The organism is Verrucomicrobiales bacterium (assembly GCA_016793885.1).
GTDB lineage: Bacteria > Verrucomicrobiota > Verrucomicrobiia > Limisphaerales > UBA11320 > UBA11320.
On the sequence record JAEUHE010000108.1, the window covers coordinates 1 to 22,061 of the forward strand.

Genomic DNA, 22,061 nt, shown 5'->3' on the forward strand with positions numbered 1-22,061 from the left:
CCAACGGAAGGTCTGGGAAACGCTCCTCCAAATGCAGCAAATAACCGCCGAATACATGCTCTCAAACCTCCCCAATCCTCCTCGTCGCAAACGTCTCTCCAAAAAACGCTTAGGACTTAACTAACCGCCATTCGGATCTGACCTCTTTGATCTGTCCGATCGGTCGCTTTCTATAGATCTAGCCATCCGCTGGCTTTCCCGCTAGCGTCCCCCCCAATATTGACATGAAACCTTACAACGTAGGAATCATCGGCTACGGATGGGCAGCGACCGCGCATATCGCAGCGATCAACAACACCGGCTTAGGCCGTGTGACTTCCGTTCTTTCTTCACGTCCCTTGGACGACAAAGAGCTGACCGCCAAATACGGCTATCCCGTCAAGTCGTTCACCCGGCTCAAGGACTTCCTAGCGCAGTCGGATCTGGATGTGGTCGATATCACCGGCTATCCGTGGGAACACACCAAATACGCGCTGGCCGCCGCGGCGGCTGGCAAGCACTTCATCCTGGAAAAGCCCATCGCGCTCGCCTGGAAGGATTGCCTGGCCATCGATGCCGCGATCCGCAAGAACAAGATCAAGACCTGCGTCTGTTTTGAAGTTCGTTACTCCGGCCAATTCCTCACCATCAAATCGGTGATCGACAACGGCATGCTGGGGCGCGTGCACTATGGCGAGGTGGATTATTATCACGGGGTCGGACCCTGGTATGGTCAGTATCGCTGGAACGTGAAGAAGCGCGGGGGCGGCAGCAGTCTTCTTTCCGCGGGATGTCATGCCCTGGACGCCTTGTTGCTGTGCATGGGTGGCGAGGTGGAGAGCGTCACGAGCCTGAACACCTCCTCGTCGCACAAATATTTCAAGGCGTACGAGTATCCCACGACGACGACCTCGTTGATTCAGTTTAACGACGGGCGGGTGGGTAAGTGCGCCTCCGTGATCGATTGTTTCCAGCCTTACTACTTCCACGTCCACTTGGTGGGCAGCGAGGGCAGTCTGCTGGATGGAAAGATCCACACCAACAAGATCGCCTCGCTGAACAAGAAAAACTGGAGCCAGCTGAGCATCCATCCAATCGATTCAGGCGACGTGGCGGATCATCCCTACCAGACCCAGTTCGAAGCCTTCTTCAAGTCGCTGGCCGAAGGTAAAGACATGCCGCTCACCAGCTTTAAGGATGCGCTGCAGTCGCATCGGGTTATTTTCGCCGCCGACAAATCCGCTGCGGCGGGCGGCAAGCCGGTCAAACTTCGCGACATTAAGCTCTGATGGGCCTCACGGTTTTCGCGGTCGCCGCGCATCCGGACGACATTGAGTTCATGATGGGCGGCACACTGGTCCTGCTGAAGGCGGCCGGTTGTGATCTGCACTACATGACTGTTTCCAGCGGCAACTGCGGGAGCAGCGTTCATTCCGCCGCCCGCACCAGGGCGATTCGCCGGGCTGAGTCGCGGGAAGCCGCCCGGTTGCTGGGCGCGGAATGGCATCCGAGTCTGGCGGATGATCTGGAGATCTTTTATGATCAGCGCACCCTCCGGCGCATGGCCGCCGTGGTGCGGGAGGTGCGGCCGGACATCCTCCTGACCCACTCTCCAGTGGATTACATGGAAGATCACACGAACACCTGCCGCTTGGCGGTCAGCGCGGCATTCGCACGGGGCATTCCGAACTTTATGACGTCCCCCCGACGTCCCCATGTCAGTGGCGAGGTGACCATCTATCACGCGCTGCCTCACATGCTCCGCGATCCCTTAGGCAACCGCGTCATCCCGGAGTCCTACGTTGATATCGAGTCGGTCCTGCCACAAAAGCGTGAGGCAGCCGCGGCCCATCGCAGCCAAAAGGAATGGTTGGATGTGTCTCAAGGAATGGATTCGTATCTGGCCACCATCGAGGAGTTTTCCCGCGAGCTGGGTCGGCGATCGCGTTGTTATCGCTATGCTGAAGGCTGGCGGCGGCATTTGGCGGCCGGCTTTTGTTCCGAGGGTGCCGATCCGCTCCGCAAGCTCCTCAAAAAACGTTATGCCCTCAACCCGGCTTACTCCAAACGGCAGGAGGTGGGCGTGTGAGTCGGAGTAGGCCGACGGTCATCCGCGTCGATCACTCCATCCACTCCGGTCCTCCTATCTTCTCCCTTTAACCTTATGCGCAAACTGAGCTCCATTGCCCCCGATTGGTGGGACTACACCACCCTGGACCATGACCTGATTCGCGATGCCGCCGCGCTGACGCCCCGGCAGATGTTGAAATTGTCGCGACCCGGGTTCCGGGTCGTGTTCTATGATACCTTGGAGGATTTTTATCTCGCCGAGGCGCTGGAGTATATCAGCGCCTGGAAGCAGTCCACCCCCGACAACCCGACGGGCGTTTGCGGCCCCATTGGTCCTACCGAGCAGCTTCCTTTGGTGGCGCGCATCGTCAACGCCATCGGTTTAAAGCTCCACTCGGCGCACTTCTGGGGCATGGACGAATGGGCGGTTGATGGTCGGGAGGTTTCCGTGAGTCATCCTCTGTCCTTCGAGAAGGCGGATCGCGACTTGTGCTTTAGCCGAATCGATCGGTCACTCGTGATGCCGGACCGTCAGCTGCATTTTCCCAAGGCGGACACTGCCGCCTTCCGCAAGACTTGGGATGCCGGAGTTCGCTGTTGCGTGATGCAGGGTGGGCAGGGGGATGTGAAGCATTGGGCCTTCAACGATCCGGCGCGCCGGGTGGGTAAGTACAAGAGCGCACCCCCATCGGCGGCCGACTACCGCAAGCTGGCCACGCGGATGGTTGACCTGCATCCCCTGACGGTCGCTCAGAATGCCCGCACCTCAGGAGGTGGGAATATCTCGATGATTCCGACCCAGGCCATCAGTGTGGGGCCGGTGGAGACCTGGAAAGCCGATAAGGTGTCCATCTGGCATGCCGGAAATCATGACAACCCGTTCGGTCAGCGCCTCACGACCCTCATGATCGCCAAAGGCATCGTGGACACCGCCGTTCCTATGTCGCTACTGGCTCAACATCCCAACGTGCAGTTTAACTTTTATCGTGGAGGCATCGGAACCTGCGACGTTCAAATGCATTGAAACAGGCGGAGATCCTGCTTAACGACATCCTAAGGCCGGCGGTCCGCTAGCTCCGGCTTGCATCTGGAACCGGACTCAGCATCCTGGGAAGCCTGATATGGACCTTCATAGCATGAGATGGGCTCGAAGATGCATCGGCTGGCTCGGTTGTATAGGGATCGCCGGAAGCGCGCTGGCGGAGCCAGCCCTCCCGGAAGTCAAACGCCTGGAAACCAGCCCGGTGTTGCGGAGTTTGAAGCCGAACCCGATGCCTGTTCCTCCGCGCACCCCCGCGGAGCAGACCGTGGCGCAGATGTACTTGCCGGAAGGTTTCCGAGCCGAGTTGCTGGTCGCTGAACCCCATCTGCATCAACCCATCGCCTTCGCTTTCGACCATCGAGGCCGGATCTGGATCGCCGAGGCTTACACCTATCCGCAAAAGCAGCCAGCGGGCAAAGGCAAGGATCGAATCCTTATCCTGGAAGACAGGGATGGCTCCGGGCGTTTCGCGACTCAGAAAGTGTTCGCTGAGGGCTTGAACCTGGTGTCCGGGTTCGAACTTGGATTTGGCGGAGTTTGGGTGGGCGCCGCACCTGAGTTGTTGTTCATTCCGGACCGCAATCAGGATGATGTTCCCGACTCACCTCCGGTTGTTCTGCTCGATGGCTTTGGCTACCAGGACACCCATGAGTGCCTGAACAGCTTCCTGTGGGGGCCGGATGGCTGGCTCTACGGGAACCAAGGTGTCTTCAACTTTGCCAAGATCGGCAAGCCAGGGTCCACCGATGCCGAGCGGGTGGAGTTGCGGGCCGGGGTGTGGCGGTACCATCCGGTTCGCCATGAGTTCGAAGTCTTTGCCCATGGGGGTAGCAATCCATGGGGACTGGACTTCGATGAGCGCGGTCAGATCTTCATGACTCACTGTCGCAGCTATTTTGGCCGGGGCTGCACCACTCATGTGATTCAAGGAGGTCAGTTCTGGAATCAGGCCAATGCCAACTACGCCCCATTTATTGTCGCGGATCCTCCGGCCCAATTTCCCGACTTCCGAAACTACCTGCTCGCCTCAGCAAGATACGATCATGGTGCGGGGGGAGCTGGCGCTCCCGGCAGCGATGCGATCTACGGCGGACACTCGCATGTGGGGACCATGATTTACCTGGGCGACAACTGGCCCGACGCCTACCGCGGCCATCTGTTCACACACAATCTGGGAGGGCATCAGATCAACCATCAGGTGAACCGGCGGCTTGGCTCCGGATACGAGACGGTTCACGCGGGTCAAGACCAGCTGTTCTGCACGGATCCCAAGTATGTTCCGGTCGATCTTCAGTATGGTCCGGATGGAGCTGTGTACATCATTGACTGGTATGATATCCAGCACTGCCACAACCCGAACACCGAGCGATGGGATCGCAGCAACGGCCGGCTTTATCGGGTGCAGTACGAGTCCACCTTCCGTCCGGTCGCGGTCAACCTGGAAGCCAAGACTGACCTGGAGCTGGTGGAGCTTCATCGCTCCAAGAACGAGTGGCAGGTGCGTCACGCCCGGCAGTTGCTGCATGAGCGCTCGGTGGCGCGTGCGATAGAGCGCTCGGCGCGTAACGAGTTGCGACGCTGGTTGGAAGATAAGTCCCTTTCCGAATCAGCCCGCCTGAAGGCGCTGTGGAGTTTGCATGCCGTGGGCGACTTTTCGGCGGAGCTGGCCTTGGCTTGTTTGCAAGATCGCGATGAGATGATCCGTGCGTGGACAATCCAGCTTTTGGCGGACCGTCGATCCTTGTCGCCGTCCTTCAACCAAAGTTGGCTCCGTCTTGCGCGCGAGGATGGTTCAGCGGCGGTGAGACTCGCGCTGGCTTCAGCGGCGCAGCGAATTTCGGCCGACCTGGCCTGGGAGGTTCTGGAACAGTTGGCGCTCCGGGGGGAGGATCGGAGTGATCGCAACCTTCCCGCTTTGGTTTGGCATGGCATGGCTCCCCTCATGGCTCAAGATGTCCGACGGGCCATCCAGTTCGCCCAGAAGGCTGCCTTACCGGGGATCGCCGATTGGATCTATTGGTATGCTGCTCGGTCGGGAGCCGAGGGGCTGCCGCTGTCGTTGGCGAGCCTGGGCGGGATTCCGGAGAGCGAGTTGGGCAAAAGGCTCGCTGGGCTGAAACTGGCCCTCTCGGCACGGGGACGAGTCAGCATGCCCCCGGAATGGAAAGCGGTCGCTCCGGCGCTGTACGCGCATACCCAGGTCTCCATTCGTCGCCAAGCCGAAGCCATAGCCGCCTTGCTCGGCGATGCCACCGCGTTTCCCCGGCTGCGCGACACCCTCTCGAATCCGGCATCGGATGCCGAGAGCCGAGCGCACGCGTTCAATGTGCTCAGCCAGGCCTTGGACGCCCAGGCGGTGCCTGTGTTCCTTCAACTTTTGGACGACCCCTCCTATCGCTCGCGGGTGCTCGCGGTCCTGGGACGGTTTGCCGACACCTCGATAGCGCCGGCGTTGATCCAGCGCATTCCTTCCTTCAATTCCGTGGATCAGGCGGCGGCCTTGGGCACGCTCACTCGGCGGGTGTCCTTTGGATCGGCCTTGCTTGACGCTGTGGCGGCCGGGCGGATCAAGCGCGAGTTGCTGACGGCCTTTCATGTTCGTTCCCTGGTTAGCTTGCGCGATGCCGAGATCGAGCGCCGGGTGGCTGCATCGTGGGGGAAGTTCGGACAAACCAGTGCGGAAAAAGAATCCAAGATCGTCCAGCTGGAAAAGTTTTTCAACGAAGCGCCGCTTTGGGCTTATGATACGCGGGCCGGGCGAGAGCATTTCCAGAAGCTCTGTGCGGCCTGCCACCGCCTGGGACAAGAAGGGGTTCGCGTCGGCCCGGAGCTAACCGGGGCAGGGCGCCACGGGGTTCGCTATTTTCTAGAGAACATCATTGATCCCAACGCGGTCATTGGGACCGATTTTCAGGCAACAGTCGTCGAGACGAAGCAAGGAGATGTTCTCACCGGGATGATCGTCAACAGCAGTCCCGACTCGCTCACGTTGCGGACTTCAGCTCAGGAAGTGGTGGTCCCGACCGGGGACATTTCCCGTCGAACCACGAGTGAGCTATCCCTCATGCCCGAAGGCCTGCTTGATTCACTCAACGACCGTGAGCAGGTGGAGCTGTTGAAGTTTCTGACCTCGAATTGAGTGCCTCGGCTGGTTCCGGCGGCGGCGGAACCGCCTGGCCCCAATCGCGAATTCCCGGCAGGCAGTGGTAGAGCACTTCGTGGTAGAGCCAGCGGGGCAACAACCGCCGCATCCAAGCGAAGAGGTGAGCGTCGAGGGTGGCGGCGACGCGAATCGGTGGGTTGCGCGCCTCAAGCACCTTTAGCACCCGCCGTGCCACATCTTCCGGAGTCACTCGCGTGCGCTCCATGAAGCGGGTGATGAACCCGGCCATGTGACGGTAGTGTGCCTGGTAAGGGTCGTTTGGATTCGACATCGCGATGCGGCTCAGGGGGGTGTAACGCGTGTTGCGAAAGGATTCTGAGTGGATAAATCCGGGCTGCACGAGGGTCACTTTGATGCCAAATGGCCGCACCTCGTACCACAGAGCTTCCGTCGCTCCTTCGAGGGCGAACTTAGAGGCGCTGTAGAGCGCCATCGTCGGCATGGCCACCATGCCTCCGACCGATGAGATATTGACGATACGTCCGGTTCGTCTCTGACGCATTCCCGGCAGAACCAGGCGGATCAATCCCAGAGGTCCGCGATAGTTGACGTTGAGTTGGTCGAGTCGATCCGCATCGGTGACGTGTTCATTGACGGCCCGATAGGCGATGCCGGCGTTGTTGATCAGGATGTCGACGCCGCCCCAGAGCTGTTGGGCAAACTCCACGACCGCTTCGCGTTGGGCGATGAGAGTGACATCCAATGGATAGATCCTTACCCGTTCGTTTTCTCGAATCCCAGCGGCGGCAAAGCGATGCAGAGAGGATTCGCGGGCGGTGAGGATGAGCCGATAAGGAGTTTGGACGAGGAATTTGGACAAGGCGAGGCCTAGCCCGGCGCTGGCGCCAGTGAGTAGAACAACCGGCTGTCGCTCTTCGACACTCTTCATGGAGGGGGCGTGTCACTGGCTACTCTGCTGTAACCGGGGACAAAAGCCTAGGAGGATTTTGAGGACGGCAGCCCTGCCTCGAAAATCCCCTGGGGCCGATCCCCCTTTACAGCCCGCATTCCCGGCGTAGAGTGCCGGGACACATGAACGGTCCCTCCAACCCAGCCAGCGGACCCCAGCGATTCCTTCTCACCGGGGTGGTCATCCTTTTCTGCGCGTATGCTGTTTGGGACGTGCGGCAGCGAGCTCACCAGGCTTCAGCCGCGGCTCAGCGGGACATCGCAGCCTTGCGCGCTCAGCTCGACGCGCGCGATGAGGTGATCCAAGACCTGAAAACCAGCGTTCGGCAGTTGCAGGGTGTGGTCGGGACTAAATCCCCTGGGACCGGACGAACTCCATCCTCTCCCGTGGCCGTGTCTGAGCTCGATTGGGTGGAGCGTCTACACGATTTAGAACTCCGCCAATCCAACATGGTTGCCATGGTGGAGCGGCTGGCCGACAAAATTCCTGATGGGGAAGCTTTGGATCAGATGGCTGGGCAGCTCGAGGCGCTCCTCTTGCGCGAGGAGTTGGCTGAAGGCGATCAGAGCGCTCAAGCCGAGGGGGCCCGCCAGCGTGTGGCAGAACTGCTCCTCAGCCTTTCCGTTCCTGCCGACGTTGCCGAACTGGAGCCCAGCAAGGCGCTCGAAAACTCGGCCTTGCAGGCCTACTGGCCCTATTTCGAAGCTCGTCAACAGAGCGAAGTGATCGACGGTCTCGTGATTCGGATGCGTGCCGCCACTTCGGCGGGACCCGATCGCGGCGGCGGGGGCGGACGTCAGCGCCCGCGTTCAGTCAAGCCTTGATACCCACGGGTCGCCCCAGCATCCGATTCAGCGAATCGGAGGTTTGGTAGATTAATGCCTCGGGGTAGTGCAGGTACGGATGAAAGTATTCGAAGGTGAGATAGCCCCGGTAGCCAACCTGACTGAGAGCCTCCATCACCGCCGGCCAATCGGTCGTCCCGTCGAGCAAAGGACGGAAGGTTTCGAGCGAGTAGTCGGTTCCCTTCTTCGTGTATTCCTTGAAGTGAATGTTTTGGATCCGCTTGCCCAGAATGGGGATCCAGTGCTCGGCGTGCTGGAACATGGAGATATTGCCGGTGTCGAAATGAACCTTGATATGAGGGTTCTGGAAACTGTCCACGAACGCGTTCATCTCCATGGGCGTCATGAGGTAGCCGTTGAAGAAGATGTTCTCCATGTTGAGGAACACCTTGAGTTTCTCGGCTCCGTCGGCCAGCCGTCGGACCGCATCGCGAGCACGCTGATCGCACACGTCGTTCGGAACGGGCTCATGGTCGGTTCGCCAGGGAATGTGAACGGCACCAGGAACGACCAGCACGTTCTCCACTCCCAGGTCATGAGCCGCTTGCGCTATTTTTCCGGCAAGTTCGATGCCGCGTTCGCGTTTGGTGACATCGTTGCTGGTTAGGGGATACGGCCAGAAGAGAAATGAGCAGAGACCGCTGATGGCGATTCCGATCTCATCGGCCATCCGGCGAATGGACTGGTAATCCTTCGTGGTCGCCTTCGGAGAAAGATCATTGTCGAGATCGTAGTTCAGCTCGATTCCATCGAATCCCGCGTCCTTGGCCAACTGGAGGCACTCTCGCAGATTCATCCGCTGGGGGTAGGGAAATGCCCACAGATTGATCGACTTCTTCATGTCGTAACGCTTGGGGGACAGCCGCCGGGCATCGGGCTGGCCAGCCGATGCCTCCGCCGCCGCGGCGGGCGCAGGAGACGCCGCGAGTGCGGCGGCGCTCAGGGCGGCGAGGCTTTTCTTGATGACCTCGCGTCGGTTGAGATTGGGCGAGGCGGATTGCTCCGAGCCATCTGGGTGTGGTGCAGGGTTTTTCATAGGAACGGTGGGTTTTTTGCTCAACGAGCAGGTTCATCGCGCCAGACAAATTCTCCGTGGGTGACACTCCAGTCAGTTCCAAAGAATCCGGCCACTCGGGCTCCATCCGCGGCCTGGCTCAGGCTCTCGAGACCGAAGACGGTGCAGTCTGGAAAGGCTACGCCGGCCAGAAAGTAGGGAACTCGGTCCGTGAGCTTCATTCCCGCCACTCCGGTGCCTCCCACGACTCCGACGCAGGCAATGTCACTATCCGGACGGGGTTGCAGGAAAAGGCAGGCCAGACCATCTCCCGAAAGAGACCGATTCCCGATCTGCACCAGCCCGCGTCGAATCTGGACCGGGCTGCTCGGCAATAACTCGCGCCAGGCTTTGTTGCTGTCGGCATTGCCATACAGGATCACCCCGCGGTCGGGGTAGTCCTTGGCGCGGAACTGGGTGTCGGGAATGATGTCGATGCTCCCGTTGCCCCGATACCAAAAAGCCTCTCCGTCAAACCGTGCCTTGGCGAGCGCCCAGGCATTCTCCGGAGCGGTCCCCTGGGTGCCGTAGACAAACAGAAACCGGTGATTAAAGGCCTCCTTGAACGGGCCGGAGCGGACCGGGCCTTTCACACGGGGCGGAGGTTGAGAGACCTGTCGCCAGTTTCCGTCCTGACGCGAGAACCAGAGCGGCGCTCCGTTTCCAGGAAGAGCGACGTTAGTCACGCTCTGTCCATCCAGCTTCAGTTGGACCGGCTTGCCTGGCTTTAGCTGCGTGGTCTGGAGCCGGAGCCGCTGCACGTTTTCGGAGTTGCCGGTGAAGGTGCGAGCGTTGGGATCCCAAGCGATGTCAATGATGCTCTTGGCCAGCGCCTGGTCCTGCGCTTCGATGGCGACCCAGTGAGATGAAGAGGAAATTCCAGGGTTGACGGTCGTGAAGTGAACCGCGCGCTTGGACACCCAGTCGGGAATGCGATGACGGGCGAACAGGTCAAAGATCGGGGGCCAGTCGACGCAGGGGTTGCCCCACCAATGGCCCGCTCCCGGCTGCTCGTGATACATGAAGTCGCGATGGAAAGGCTCCAGGACTTTGCGCATGGTGCGAGCTTCCGACACGGGAACGTTGTCATCGGCGTCGCCGTGGAGAATGTAGATCGCATGGTTCAGATAGTTGCTGGCCATGAGCAGCGTGTCACTGGATGCGGTGGATCGCTGGAGCAGCGCGCGAACCGCGTTGGTGCTCTCATCGCGACGTCCACCGGCGTAGGAGAAGAAGCTGATCCAACCGGCGCTCGGTGCGATACCCGCAAAACGGTCCGGGAAGGTCGCACCCAGCTGCCAGGTGCCGTGGCCGCCCATGGAGTGGCCGGTGAGATACGTAAGCTGCGCATCTGTGTTGAATTTCTTTTGAGCGTGTTCCAAGACCTCGATGGCATCCCAGCGTCCCCAGTCCTCCCAATCGAAACCATAGGGCCGGCGGTTCGTGGGGGCGACCACATGCGCCCAGGGCTTGGGGGCATACGCTTCGGCCTGGCCTTGGGCTTCGACGCTGGCGCCGTGAGTGCTCAGCACCAAGGCCCGCGCGGGGCGATCGGGGCTTACGGGGCGGGCTGGCGTGATGGCGTAATACTGCACGCTCCCATCGATCTGGCTCACGAATGTCTCCCGGTGGCTTTGATCCGGTTCACGGACACGAAGCGACAACTTCGCGGTGTCGATCGGTTTGGATCGCGCTCCGCGCCGGGTGAGAGTGAGCTCCAAGCTGGCTCGGTTCGTGCGGGATTCCCCGGAGTGACGGAGGCGAAAGCCCACCTTTCGCGTGGTCAGCGGGAGGATGGCGGGGACGGAAGTGGATTCGGTGCGTTGGCCATCCACCGAAGCGTGAAGCACCAGCTGCTCCTGGGTGTTGGTCGTGCTGTTGATCAGGATGATCGATCCCCATTTGTCGGTGGTGTCAGCGCGGAGGATGTCGGGCAGCGTGGTGTCGTGAAGCGCAATCTGGACCGAGGCCGCCGGGGTGCTCAGCTTTGCCCGGATACGACCGCGTCCAGTGGCCAGCAGGATCTCGTTCAACCCTGACTGCATTTGGACCGGGAGAACAGCCGTCCCGTTTTCATAGAGGTCACCCGCGCGAGGCTCTCCGTTGACATAGGCCATGCTATGGCCGGCGGCGTGGAGGAGGAGCACCTCGTTGCGAGGGGAGGAGTAGGGGAGGTAGAGGTAACCACCGCGGGGGCCGGAGTTGGTGAAGGGCAGGCGAGGGATCAGGTTCGCAAACCAGCCATTGGTGTCGGCCTTTACTTTTTCCCATCGCTGGCTGGGCGCGTTGGGCACGTCGATCGTTTCACCTTCCTTGGGCAGGGACCACCGGCCGCTGACGATGCGCTCCTCGATTGCGTCGGTATGAAACGCGCTTCGGCCGCTGCGGGCCACCGCCTTGATGAGCAAGCCCTCGCGGAGGACGGTTTCGTTGCGAGGAGGAGCCGTCGCGGCCATCGTGGAGTACGAGGCCACGGCGATGGCCATCAAGGCGCACAACGGAATGACTCGGATGGTGCGGCCAGCGACCACGTGAGAGAGGAACCTGTACATGGCCTGAACCCTAAATGGGTTGGTGAAGGGACTGCAATCGAAGAGTGAGATCCAGGCTGGCCTCAGTGAGGGGGTATTCGTTAGACTAGGCTGATGGTGCATGGATCACAATCCCCTCCGTTAGGGAAGTCAGACGCTCGGCGTCCGCTCAAGTCCAGGGCGACACTATGGGCCCGGCGGTCGGCCGTTCTCCTGCTTCGTAGCGGCTGCAGCCCTAATCTTGTGTCGGTGTGTAGCGTGGGGTTTGCCACCCTGGCCGCTTGCAGTCTGTGGCTGGTTTCCTCCTGGAACCCACCTCAGCGATCGTGGCTGGTCGGTTGCTGGATCGCCGCGGTCGTAGGGATCCAAGGACGGCTGTGGTGCAACCTGATGGATGGCATGTTGGCGGTCGAGGGTGGCTTGAAGACCCCGAACGGCGAGCTTTACAACGAGGTTCCGGACCGGGTGGCAGATAGCTTGATTTTGATCGGCGCGGGCTTTTCTGCGGGCGTGTGGTCTCCGTGGGCGGCCAATTGGGGTTGGGCGGCCGCATTGGTCGCCTGCTCGACCGCCTACGTTCGAGTGCTGGGCGCCAGTTTGGTGGGACAACACGATTTTCGAGGGCCTATGGCCAAGCCCCACCGAATGGCTCTCCTGACGTTAGCTTGCGTGACTGGCGCTGGAGAACAATTTATGGGCCGCACGCCGGTGAGCCTGCAGGTCGCCCTGGTTCTCATCGTGATCCTGGGGATAGTGACTTGCATAAGAAGACTATCCGGCATTAGCGAGTTGATGCGGGGGCGCGTCTCGTGATCGACACGGTTGTCCAGTCTGTCTGCGTGGGCTTGGTAAAGCTCATCACTGGGGCTCACGCCCGGGGGATGGAGCTAGGAAGGGAGGATTTTAAACCGCGAGTCTATTACGCGAACCACGGCAGCCATCTCGATTTCGTGGCTCTGTGGGCTGCTCTACCAACCGCCCTGCGATCCCGTACCCGGCCCGTTGCCGCGTTGGATTACTGGACGGCCGGAGGGATCCGCCATTGGATGTCCACGAAGATTTTTCGGGCAGTTTTGATCGATCGGAAGAAGGTCACGCGTGAGAACAATCCCGTCGAGCAAATGAAGGAGGTTTTGGATAAGGGGGAGTCGATCATTGTTTTTCCCGAGGGCACCCGTAGTTCGTCCGGCGAGATTGGTGCCTTCAAATCGGGCCTCTTTCATCTGGCGAAGAATCGAGAGGGAACTGAGTTCATCCCGGTGTTTCTTCAGAACCTCAATCGAGTGTTACCGCGTGGAGAGTTCCTTCCCATCCCTTTCCTGACCACGATCGCCTTTGGACCGCCGCTCACGTTGGAACCTGATGAGACTCGCGAGGCCTTTCTAGAACGGGCTCGAAGTGCGATCCAAGCCTTGCAACCCGCCCATTAGGATCGATTTGAATTCTTCCATCCAACTCGCTCTATCAGTACCCCCGGGACTAACGGTTGCCAACCAGCGCGTGCTGGCGGGCGTTCTCGGCGTCTTGCTGCTCGCGTCGCTGACCGGTTGGGGGTTGGCGTGTCGTGCCAGTAGGACGGGATCCAACGTCAGCACAATTCAGAATCTCAATGCCAGAATTCGCGCCTGGTGGATGATGGTGCTGATTCTCGGAGGCAGCTTGGGTTTGGGATTTCACGCCAATGTTGTCATCTTCGGATTGATCTCTTTTCTGGCCTTACGGGAGTTCGTGACGGCCACTCCTACCAGCCTTTCGGATCACCGCGCTCTGTTCTGGATGTTTTTCGTGATTCTTCCATTTCAATACTGGCTGGTCTGGCGCCAGTGGTATGGACTGTTCGCAACCTTCATCCCCATCTACGCGTTTATTTTTATCCCACTCCGCCTCACGTTGGCGGGAGATCATCGACAGTTCTTAGAGCGGAGTGCGCGCATGCAATGGGCAATGATGGTGTGCGTTTACTTTGTCAGCCACCTGCCGATGCTGCTGAGCTTGAAGGTGCCTGGGTTTGAGGGACTCTCCTCCCAGCTCCTCCTTTTCCTCATCGTGGTGGTGCAGAGCAGTGATGTATTGCAATACGTCTGGGGAAAACTGACAGGCCGGCACCGGGTTGCTCCCGTCCTGAGTCCATCCAAGACATGGGAAGGGCTCATCGGTGGGGTTCTGAGCGCGAGCCTACTGGGATCTCTCCTGGCCTGGATGACACCGTTTACCTCGGGTCAAGCGTTTGCCATCTCCTTCCTCGTGGCATTGCTGGGGTTCTTCGGCGGGTTGGTGCTCTCCGCCATCAAGCGGGATCGAGGAATCAAAGACTGGGGACAGCTCATCGAGGGCCACGGAGGGATGCTCGACCGGATTGACTCTCTCTGTTTTTCTGCGCCGCTCTTCTTTCACATAGTGCGCTATCTTTGGACCTGAGCCCACTGTTTCGGATTCGGATCGCCGTCCATTCCTTCCGCCGACGACTCGAGAGCCATGATCCGTTCAGCCGTTCAACCGTACCCGCGCTTCCCGTGCCAATTTGACCAGCCGGGCGTTGAGTCGTCCGGCCAGGGCGTCACACTCGGGAAAGCGTTGAGCCGCCTCCACCAGCAGATCGACCATCCCCTGCGCGTCGGCCGCTGAGACATACTCTGCGGCGATGCGGCTTTCCGGGCCGCAGTTGTGATAGTTGCCCAGGGCGACGCACAGCGCGGCGCAGCGGTATCCGAACTCCTGGAACGCGGTGGCTTCACAGGTTCCGCCGCCCATGAGCGCACGCTGGTAGCGGAACTCCGGGTGCCGTGTCTGGAGGTCGGCGGCCACTTCCGTGAGAAATCGGGTCAAGCGTGAGTCGAAGATCGAACTGCGGTCGCCCACCCGAATGATGGTGCCATTGCCCATCTGCACCGGAGGTAACTCCCGGCTGGTTTCCAAGGACACGATGGCCGTATCCGGCCCGATTACTCCCGATTCGGCCAGCAACAGTGTTCCTTGAAAGCCCACTTCCTCGGCACGCGTGATCAGTCCTCTGATAGAGACCGGCGCCTTCAGCCGATTCAATTCTGCCAGTGTCGCGAGAATCGCTGCCACGCCGATAAGGTCATCGCAGGCGCGTCCTTCGATGCGGTCATCCTTCCGCCCATGAGTGAGAAGGTTCCACACTAGGAAACGGGGCGGTGCGGCAGGGGCTTCTTCGAAATGGATCTCGAAGCGGAGGTCGTCGGCAAGCCGCTTTCCCAGCACCGCCGGATACCCACCAGGATAGGCGAGCAAGGGGATGCCTGTCTGAAAGTAAGCCTCGCCGACACCGCCCAGAAACCGGGCTTCCCAGGTCGTCTCGGTGAGGGGGCCTACCGCTTCAAATCCCGGATGATCCATGTGGGCCACGAGGGCCAGTTTGGGTGCGCGGGAGCTGTGGTTCACCGTGACAATCCGGTTGCCGAACGCATCCGTGTCGCAGGTCAACCCCTGCTGTTGGCATATGGATTCCACTTCCGACATCACGGCCTGCTCATGGTAGGCGGCCGCGGGGGCGTTCATCAGGCGCTCAGCAAACGGCAGGAGGAGGCTGGTGGTGGTCATAGCATCTCATCTCATCTTATCTCATCGCAGAAACAGTTCGGCGGCAGTGTCGGCAAAGCGGAGTCCCCGACGGGTGAGACGAAACCCCTCGTCATCGCGGGTTGCCCACCCGCGTTGAACCAGATCCTCCATCTCGGTTTTCCATTCTAGTCGAAGGTCGTGACCGGTGACTTGATGGAAAAGCTCGAACGGCCACCCGGGGCAGGTACGCAAGCCGAACGCGGCCGTCTCCCCGGCGCGGGCCAAGGAGGAGAGCGTTTCCCGTGATTCGATCGCTCGTCGGCCTTTTTCCAGTTGTTCGCAGTAGAGCTGCGTGTTGGCCCAATTCTTGGTTCGTTCTCCACGGATATAGCCCGTGGCGCTGGGACCCAGTCCGTAGAACGAACCGCCGCGCCAGTAATTCACGTTGTGCTGGCAAGCGAGGGAAGGGAAGCCGTTGATGAATCCGCCTGGGCTTCGGGCAAAGTTGGCGATTTCGTACTGCATCCAGCCCGCCGCACCGGCATCATCGATGAGCACCTCATACATGTCACAGGCCAGCTCCTCGTTCACATCCACCTGGCCGGCCTTAAGCTGATCGTACAGAGTGGTATCTTCCTCATAGATGACCTCGTAGCTGGAGAGGTGCTCCGAGCCTAGTTCCAAAGCCTCCGCCAGGGTCTCGCGCCACACCTGCATCGTTTGCCCAGGGATCGCGAACATCAGGTCGATGTTGATTTGGCTGAAGCCCGCTTGACGAAAGATGTCGAAGGATTTGAAGACCATCTGGCGGTCATGCACGCGTCCCAGCCGATCGAGCAGGTTTTCATCGAGGGATTGGACCCCCATGGAGACGCGGTTGATGCCGTGATCACGCCATAGCTTCGCCTTGTCCAGGGAGACGGTGGCGGGATTACATTCCACCGTCCATTCCTGCGCGCCCAGCAGTCCGAGGCGGGCAAAGGTTTTGAGCAGCGCTTCCCACTGCCGAAGGTTGAGGATCGAAGGGGTGCCGCCGCCGAAGAACACGGTGCGTGGCGACAAATCTCCTGCGACCATCTCCAACTCGGAAGTCAGAGCGGCTACATAACGGTTCACGAGCTCGCCGCTGGAGGCTTCCGAGAAAAACGCGCAATAGTGACACTTCTGCGCGCAAAACGGAACATGCACGTATAACGAGGAGATCGGCTGGGGTGCTTCTGGCGCCACACCGAACCTTACGCTACGAACAACACAACGACGCAACTACTAATTTTCCCCCAGGCCTCATCGGGGAAGACAAAGCCTGGAGGAGGGGAACGATGAATCTTTCTAACGGTTGCTCAGAGTCGAGGCTGTTCGCCTGGGGTACGCTGGACGTTGAGAGCTTTGGGACCTTTATCGCTGTCCACGAGCTCGTAGTCTACGGTTTCGCCTTCTTGTAGGGTTTTGAATCCGGCTCCCTTGATGCTCGTGTGATGAACGAAGACGTCCTGTCCCGCATCGTTAAGGATGAATCCATAACCCTTCTTGTTGTCGAACCATTTAACTTTGCCACTGGCCATAAGTTAATTTCCTTCCATGTTTGAGTTGGCCGCTCCTAGTGGAAACACCAGCCGTTGACTCAATTGTCGTGCTCGCGGTGGTCTACGAGCGCCGTATTTAGTTGCGATTTTTTAACATTCGTCAAGGAGGAGTTTGCTGAAGTCTGTGTTCAGGAAACGGCAGGAGAATGGGTGGCGGCAAAAACGTTCATAGGTCGCCGCTGGATCCATCTCGAAAGTCTTGATGTGATGAAGTCCCCGGCTTCGATCGAAGATGCCGCTGGAAGCCTTGGGCAGTTGTGGGGTGCTTAGCCAGGAACTCGACCGAGTTTGCGGTTTCGTTTCCGATCGAGTTCACACCTGACAGTGCGGGTGACGAACTGCGGCACCGTCCCGCACCGCGCATTGACTTTCCACCGCGTTTGCTGGTGTGCTAGGGACTATGTCGATACGATCCAAATTCCTCTCGTCGCTGCTGGCCTTGCCCTGTGGGCTGCTGGTGGCTTTTTCGGCTTTTGGACAAAAGGTGCCCGTCGCCGAGCATGTGCTCTCGAACGGGATGAAACTGCTCCTGGTCGAGCGACATGATGAGCCGAGCATCTCGGGCGGTTGGGTTGCCAAGGTGGGAAGCGCGAACGAGCGACCCGGGATCACGGGCATCGCCCACCTCTTCGAGCACATGATGTTCAAGGGAACGCCCACGCTCGGCACCAAGGACTATGCCAAGGATCTCCAGATCATTGCTGATCAGGAGAAGCTGCGCGAGGAGATGCGGATGGAGGAGTCCAAAATGCGAGCGGCATTCCGTCGGGGTGAAGTGGACGACCTGCAAAAGCCGGAGAACAAGACGCCTCGGTATCGCGAGCTCGAAGCTCAGTTCAAGCTGCTGATTGAGGAACAGAGGAAGATATTGGTGAAGAATGAATTTGATCGGATTTACACCACTGGGGGCGGATCCCACATGAACGCCTTCACCTCCACCGATCTCACGGGCTACTACATCACCGTGCCTGCCAACAAGCTCGAGTTGTGGATGTGGATGGAGTCTGAGCGACTTTTCCGCCCGGTGTTTCGCGAGTTCTATGCCGAACGCGACGTCGTGTTTGAGGAGCGGCGGATGCGCACCGAATCCACCCCGCTGGGAAAGTTCGCCGAGAGCTTTGAAGCTCTGTTCTGGGAGTCGCACCCCTATGGCTGGCCGACGGTCGGCACCCCCTCCGATATCTCCAGCATTTCGAAAGCTCAGGCTGATGAGTTTTTCGGAATCTACTACGCGCCGCAGAATATCACCCTGATCCTCGTGGGCGACTTTGTGGCCAAAGACGCGATTGCATTGGCGCAGCGCTATTTCGAAAGAATTCCCCGCGGGCCGAAGGATCCTCCTCCCTTTGTCCCATTGGTCATGCCTCAACCGGCGGAGAAACGGATGAACGCCGAAGCCGAGGCCAATCCCCAGGTCGACATCTACTGGCATACCGTGCCGTTCATGCACCGCGATGCCTATCCGCTGACGGTGCTGGGTCAGATTCTCTCCACCCGCACCGGCCGTCTTTATAAGAAGCTGGTGATGGGTGAAGAGTTGGCCACCGAGACGATGGCCGGGCAGTTCAGCCGGAAGTGGGCGGGTGTGTTCAACATTGCGGGTGAAGCACGGGATGGCAAAACCCCGCTGCAGGTGGAGGAGGGGATTTACCGGGTGCTGGAAGAACTGCAAAAAGCCGAAGTTCCCCCGGAAGAGCTGCAAAAGGTTAAGAACAACTTCGCCGCGGCGGAGTACCGTCGGCTCTCCTCGAACTTCCCGATTCTTCAACAGTTGATTTCCAATGAGGGTCTCGGCGATTGGAAAGAGATCAATGAGGCGGGACGCAAGGTTCAGGCGGTCACCGCCGCGGATGTTCAGCGGGTGGCCAAGCACTATTTTGTCAAAGAGCGCCGGGCGGTGGGAGTCTACACCCGCAAGGCGGGTTCGAATGCGAGCGGCGGCGACGATCTTGAAGGTCTCACACCGGAGCAGAAACCCGTCATGCTCAAGATCGCGGCGCAGATCCAGGCGGAGACCAGCCTGGCCAAACTCCAGGAGGCCTTGAAGGGGATGGAGCAGAGGGCTGGGGATGCAGATCCCCGGCGCAAAGTCTTCATGAATTTGTACCGCAAGCGGATTGAAGCGCGGATTCAGGAACTGCAACAGAAGAACTAAGCCGCGGCTGAACTTGACCTATGTCTCTCTTAACTCTTTTTCCTTCGATGATGCTCCGCGGCGCAGCGGTCGGCGTGCTGGGATTGTTTTCCATGTGGGCCGGTTGCTCGTCTCTCGCGGCCGCTTCCATTCCTGACCGGCCCGAGAAGCTGAGTTTTCCTCCTCTCAACTACACTCCGCCCAAGCCGCAGGATTACCGGGTGCCGCTTCGGAGCGGTCCCATCGCCTACGTGGTTCCGGACCGGGAGTTGCCCCTCGTGAACCTCGTGGTTCATGTGCGCGCCGGCACCTACCTGGATCCGGTCGGGAAGGAAGGTCTGGCGGACTTGGCGGGCTATCTTCTGGCCCGCGGCGGGATCCAGAGCAAGTCTGCGGAGGAATTGGAAGAGCGCCTCGCTTTCCTCGCCGCGGTGCTCAACTCCGACGTCTCCGGCGAAAAGGGTTCGATTAGTCTCAACCTGCTGTCCAAGGATTTGGACGAGGGCTTGACCCTGCTGCGGGAGGTTCTGACGCAGCCACGCATGCAGCAGGACAAATTGGACCTGGCTCGCCAGCAGACGCTGCAAAGCATGAAGCAACGCAATGATGACTCGTCCAGTATCGAGGATCGGGAGATGGACCACCTCGCCTTCGGTGAATCCTTCTGGTCGAACCGTCACGAGACTCAGGCCTCCGTCGAGAGCATCACCCGTGACGACCTGCTGGCGTTTCATAAACGCTGGTTCCATCCGGCCAACTTCGTCGTGGCGGTAAACGGAGATTTCGATCGGGCGGACATGGTGGCCCGGCTGGAAAAACTCTTCGCCGATTGGCCTTTCCAAGGCGAGGCCGCCCAGCCGGTTCCCGGCACGGTGGATTTCGCCAAACCCGGCGTGTATCTGGTCAACAAGGATGTCAACCAGGGACGGGTCGCGATTCTGCTCCCGGGTTTTCTGCGTGAGAGTCCCGACAACGCCGCGGTGGCGATGATGAACATGATCCTCGGAGGTGGGGGCTTTACGTCGCGGATCATGAATCGGGTTCGGTCCGATGAGGGACTGGCTTACTCCGCCTACTCCGTCTTTCGCGGCGGCACGTATTATCCGACCCCGTTTCATGCGGGTTTCCAGTCCAAATCTCGCACCGTGGCCTATGCGACTTCCATTGTGCTGAAAGAGATGAGCCAGATCGCGGCCGAGGCCGTGACCGACGAGGAATTGGAGACAGCCAAAAAAGCCTTCATCGAAGCGCTCCCGCGACGCTTTGCCACCAAGGCGCAAGTGGCGGATGCCTTCGCCGACGAGGAGTTCACGGGAAGGTTCGCCAAGCAGCCGGACTACTGGGCGACTTATCGACAGCGTTTGGAAGCCGTGGACAAGCCGGCGATTCAGCGCGTGGCGCGCACCTATCTGGATCCCTCCCGGGTGGTCATCCTGGTGGTCGGGCAGAAGGACGAGATTCTGAAGGGGCATCCGGACCATCCCGTTAAGCTCGCGGATCTCGGCGGAGGAAAACTGACCGACGTGCCTCTTCGCGACCCGCTCACGATGAAGCCCATGGCGGGCGGCACGGAGGGTAAGCCCTAATTTCACAGCCCGTGTTCGAGGCTGGCATTGACCGATTTACTTATGTTGATTCTGGATGCTCACTTGGACCTCGCGATGAACGCGATGGAGTGGAACCGCGACCTGACCCGGCCATTGGACGAAATCCGTCGTCGGGAGGCAGGTCTTACGGATAAACCGGACCGGGGGCGGGGAACAGTTTCGTTGCCCGAGATGAGGCGTGCTGGCATTGGCATCTGTGTCGCTACACAGATTGCCCGCTTCGTGAAGCCAACCAACCCGCTGCCGGGCTGGTTTTCGGTGGAGCAGGCCTGGGCTCAGACCCAGGGGCAGCTGGCGTGGTATCGGGCGATGGAGGATGCCGGGGAAATGGTCGCGATTCGCGATCGCGTCAGCCTGCGTCGGCAGGTCGAAGCCTGGAAAAATCCCGGACCCAAGCAACCGATTGGTTACATTCTGAGTTTGGAGGGCGCGGACTCGATCATCACACCGGCCTACGTGGAGAGGTCCTATGCTCAGGGATTGCGCGCCATCGGCCCGGCGCACTACGGGCTGGGGCGCTATGCCCAGGGCACGGACGCCACTGGAGGATTGGGACCGAAGGGCAAGGAGTTGTTGAGCGAGATGCGGCGGCTTGGGATGATTCTGGATGCGACCCATCTGTGCGATGACAGCTTCTGGGAAGCCTTGAGCGTGTTCGACGGACCCGTTTGGGCCAGTCATCACAACTGTCGGACCCTGGTGCCCCACAACCGCCAGCTGAGCGACGACATGATCCGCGAGTTTGTGAAGCGCGGCGCCGTGATCGGCTCGGTATTCGATGCCTGGATGATGGTTCCGGGGTGGATCCGCGGACAACACACCCCCGAGGGCACCGGGCTGAAGCTTGAAGCGATTGTGGAGCATATGGACCACATTTGTCAGATCGCCGGCAACGCGAACCATGTGGGGATTGGCTCTGATCTCGATGGGGCATTCGGCACCGAGCAGACCCCCGCGGACGTGAAAAGCATCCATGACCTGACCCGGCTGCCTGAGATTCTTCAGGGTCGGGGGTATAAGCCAGCCGACATCGAGGGCATCATGCACGGGAATTTCCTTCGATTCCTGGATAAAAATCTTTCTTAGGCCCCCGACCGCCCTTGTCCTACCCCCGGTCGTAAGGTGTGCGCAGTAAAACTGCAATACCTTATGACTACTCAACAAATCGAACTTAGTTTTGTGAATACGCAACCAGGCGCTCGCGCCGTGCGCTATGAGCGTCGTCGGAACCGGGCGCAGTGGTGGTTTCGTCAGATGCGCCTGGCGGTTGATAGGGCCATGGACTGGAAGCCCGTTCCTCAGGCGCGTCCGGAGCAGATCTACATGCCTTTGACCGGCGGTCAGTTGTGAGCTAGGGCGTTGACCCTAAAGCGGTCCGACGCGGTTTGTAGTGCTCATCTCCGGCACACCTCTGTCGCTTCGGGCCCCCTGCGGAGCCGGCATCCCTCTCCTTGGGTCCCCGAGAAGCTGTAGGCCTCTCTGAGTATTACCCACAAGTTCGGAGGGCTTCCTCCCTATCCCAACGGGATTGCGCCTCAAAGCCCAGGGTTGGGAGGAACGAGCTACCCTGGGGAAAACGCCATAGAATCCACAACCCCATCGTGGGTTGCGAACCCTG

General features: G+C 59.8%; 18 protein-coding genes. 12 read left to right on the forward strand and 6 right to left on the reverse strand.

Annotated features, from left to right (window positions below):
* The first annotated feature begins 224 nt into the window (after nucleotides 1-224).
* From JNN07_12530 to JNN07_12545, 4 genes are all read left to right on the forward strand, one after another.
* Nucleotides 225-1,268 (forward strand): Gfo/Idh/MocA family oxidoreductase, encoded by a 1,044-nt coding sequence (locus JNN07_12530; protein MBL9168561.1) that lies wholly within the window; start codon nucleotides 225-227, stop codon nucleotides 1,266-1,268.
* Nucleotides 1,268-2,068 carry a PIG-L family deacetylase gene (locus JNN07_12535; protein MBL9168562.1) on the forward strand — a complete coding sequence of 267 codons (801 nt, stop codon included), beginning with the start codon at nucleotides 1,268-1,270 and terminating at the stop codon, nucleotides 2,066-2,068. The genes JNN07_12530 and JNN07_12535 overlap by 1 nt, the downstream gene beginning before the upstream one ends.
* 75 nt (nucleotides 2,069-2,143) lie before the next feature.
* The gene (locus JNN07_12540) at nucleotides 2,144-3,073 is read left to right on the forward strand and encodes a glucosamine-6-phosphate isomerase (GenBank protein ID MBL9168563.1); all 930 of its coding nucleotides are present in this window, start codon (nucleotides 2,144-2,146) and stop codon (nucleotides 3,071-3,073) included.
* A gap of 112 nt (nucleotides 3,074-3,185) precedes the next feature.
* Nucleotides 3,186-6,230: a c-type cytochrome gene (locus tag JNN07_12545; GenBank protein ID MBL9168564.1), complete on the forward strand. Its 3,045-nt coding sequence runs from the start codon at nucleotides 3,186-3,188 to the stop codon at nucleotides 6,228-6,230.
* Here the strand turns inward: JNN07_12545 and JNN07_12550 are convergent.
* Complete coding sequence (locus JNN07_12550; protein ID MBL9168565.1) at nucleotides 6,181-7,143, reverse strand: SDR family NAD(P)-dependent oxidoreductase; 963 nt, start codon at nucleotides 7,141-7,143, stop codon at nucleotides 6,181-6,183. The two genes, JNN07_12545 and JNN07_12550, sit on opposite strands and share 50 nt — an antisense overlap.
* 143 nt (nucleotides 7,144-7,286) lie before the next feature.
* On the opposite strand from JNN07_12550, the gene JNN07_12555 reads away from it, so the two are divergent.
* Nucleotides 7,287-7,988 (forward strand): hypothetical protein, encoded by a 702-nt coding sequence (locus tag JNN07_12555; GenBank protein ID MBL9168566.1) that lies wholly within the window; start codon nucleotides 7,287-7,289, stop codon nucleotides 7,986-7,988.
* Here JNN07_12555 and JNN07_12560 read toward each other — a convergent pair.
* Nucleotides 7,978-9,045: a sugar phosphate isomerase/epimerase gene (locus tag JNN07_12560; protein MBL9168567.1), complete on the reverse strand. Its 1,068-nt coding sequence runs from the start codon at nucleotides 9,043-9,045 to the stop codon at nucleotides 7,978-7,980. The genes JNN07_12555 and JNN07_12560 overlap by 11 nt on opposite strands.
* Nucleotides 9,046-9,065: 20 nt before the next feature.
* Nucleotides 9,066-11,615 (reverse strand): prolyl oligopeptidase family serine peptidase, encoded by a 2,550-nt coding sequence (locus JNN07_12565; GenBank protein MBL9168568.1) that lies wholly within the window; start codon nucleotides 11,613-11,615, stop codon nucleotides 9,066-9,068.
* 222 nt (nucleotides 11,616-11,837) lie between these two features.
* On the opposite strand from JNN07_12565, the gene JNN07_12570 reads away from it, so the two are divergent.
* From JNN07_12570 to JNN07_12580, 3 genes are all read left to right on the forward strand, one after another.
* Nucleotides 11,838-12,407, forward strand: a complete 570-nt coding sequence (locus JNN07_12570) for a CDP-alcohol phosphatidyltransferase family protein (GenBank protein ID MBL9168569.1) — start codon at nucleotides 11,838-11,840, stop codon at nucleotides 12,405-12,407.
* The gene (locus JNN07_12575; protein ID MBL9168570.1) at nucleotides 12,404-13,024 is read left to right on the forward strand and encodes a 1-acyl-sn-glycerol-3-phosphate acyltransferase; all 621 of its coding nucleotides are present in this window, start codon (nucleotides 12,404-12,406) and stop codon (nucleotides 13,022-13,024) included. The genes JNN07_12570 and JNN07_12575 overlap by 4 nt, the downstream gene beginning before the upstream one ends.
* A gap of 202 nt (nucleotides 13,025-13,226) precedes the next feature.
* Nucleotides 13,227-14,012 carry a phosphatidate cytidylyltransferase gene (locus tag JNN07_12580; GenBank protein ID MBL9168571.1) on the forward strand — a complete coding sequence of 262 codons (786 nt, stop codon included), beginning with the start codon at nucleotides 13,227-13,229 and terminating at the stop codon, nucleotides 14,010-14,012.
* 66 nt (nucleotides 14,013-14,078) lie between these two features.
* Here JNN07_12580 and JNN07_12585 read toward each other — a convergent pair whose 3' ends face one another.
* From JNN07_12585 to JNN07_12595, 3 genes are all read right to left on the reverse strand, one after another.
* Nucleotides 14,079-15,158, reverse strand: coding sequence for a M20/M25/M40 family metallo-hydrolase (locus JNN07_12585; GenBank protein ID MBL9168572.1), 1,080 nt, complete (start codon nucleotides 15,156-15,158; stop codon nucleotides 14,079-14,081).
* A 21-nt stretch (nucleotides 15,159-15,179) separates the two neighbouring features.
* Nucleotides 15,180-16,346 carry a radical SAM family heme chaperone HemW gene (gene hemW / locus JNN07_12590; protein ID MBL9168573.1) on the reverse strand — a complete coding sequence of 389 codons (1,167 nt, stop codon included), beginning with the start codon at nucleotides 16,344-16,346 and terminating at the stop codon, nucleotides 15,180-15,182.
* 113 nt (nucleotides 16,347-16,459) lie between these two features.
* Nucleotides 16,460-16,681, reverse strand: coding sequence for a cold shock domain-containing protein (locus tag JNN07_12595; GenBank protein MBL9168574.1), 222 nt, complete (start codon nucleotides 16,679-16,681; stop codon nucleotides 16,460-16,462).
* A 421-nt stretch (nucleotides 16,682-17,102) separates the two neighbouring features.
* On the opposite strand from JNN07_12595, the gene JNN07_12600 reads away from it, so the two are divergent.
* From JNN07_12600 to JNN07_12615, 4 genes are all read left to right on the forward strand, one after another.
* The gene (locus JNN07_12600; protein ID MBL9168575.1) at nucleotides 17,103-18,857 is read left to right on the forward strand and encodes an insulinase family protein; all 1,755 of its coding nucleotides are present in this window, start codon (nucleotides 17,103-17,105) and stop codon (nucleotides 18,855-18,857) included.
* Between the two features lie 20 nt (nucleotides 18,858-18,877).
* Entirely contained in the window at nucleotides 18,878-20,422 is a 1,545-nt protein-coding gene (locus JNN07_12605; protein MBL9168576.1) for an insulinase family protein, read from the forward strand.
* A 42-nt stretch (nucleotides 20,423-20,464) separates the two neighbouring features.
* On the forward strand, nucleotides 20,465-21,529 hold the full coding sequence (locus JNN07_12610) for a membrane dipeptidase (GenBank protein ID MBL9168577.1): 1,065 nt from the start codon (nucleotides 20,465-20,467) through the stop codon (nucleotides 21,527-21,529).
* Nucleotides 21,530-21,592: 63 nt separating this feature from the next.
* Nucleotides 21,593-21,793 carry a hypothetical protein gene (locus tag JNN07_12615; GenBank protein ID MBL9168578.1) on the forward strand — a complete coding sequence of 67 codons (201 nt, stop codon included), beginning with the start codon at nucleotides 21,593-21,595 and terminating at the stop codon, nucleotides 21,791-21,793.
* The last annotated feature ends 268 nt before the right edge of the window (nucleotides 21,794-22,061 follow it).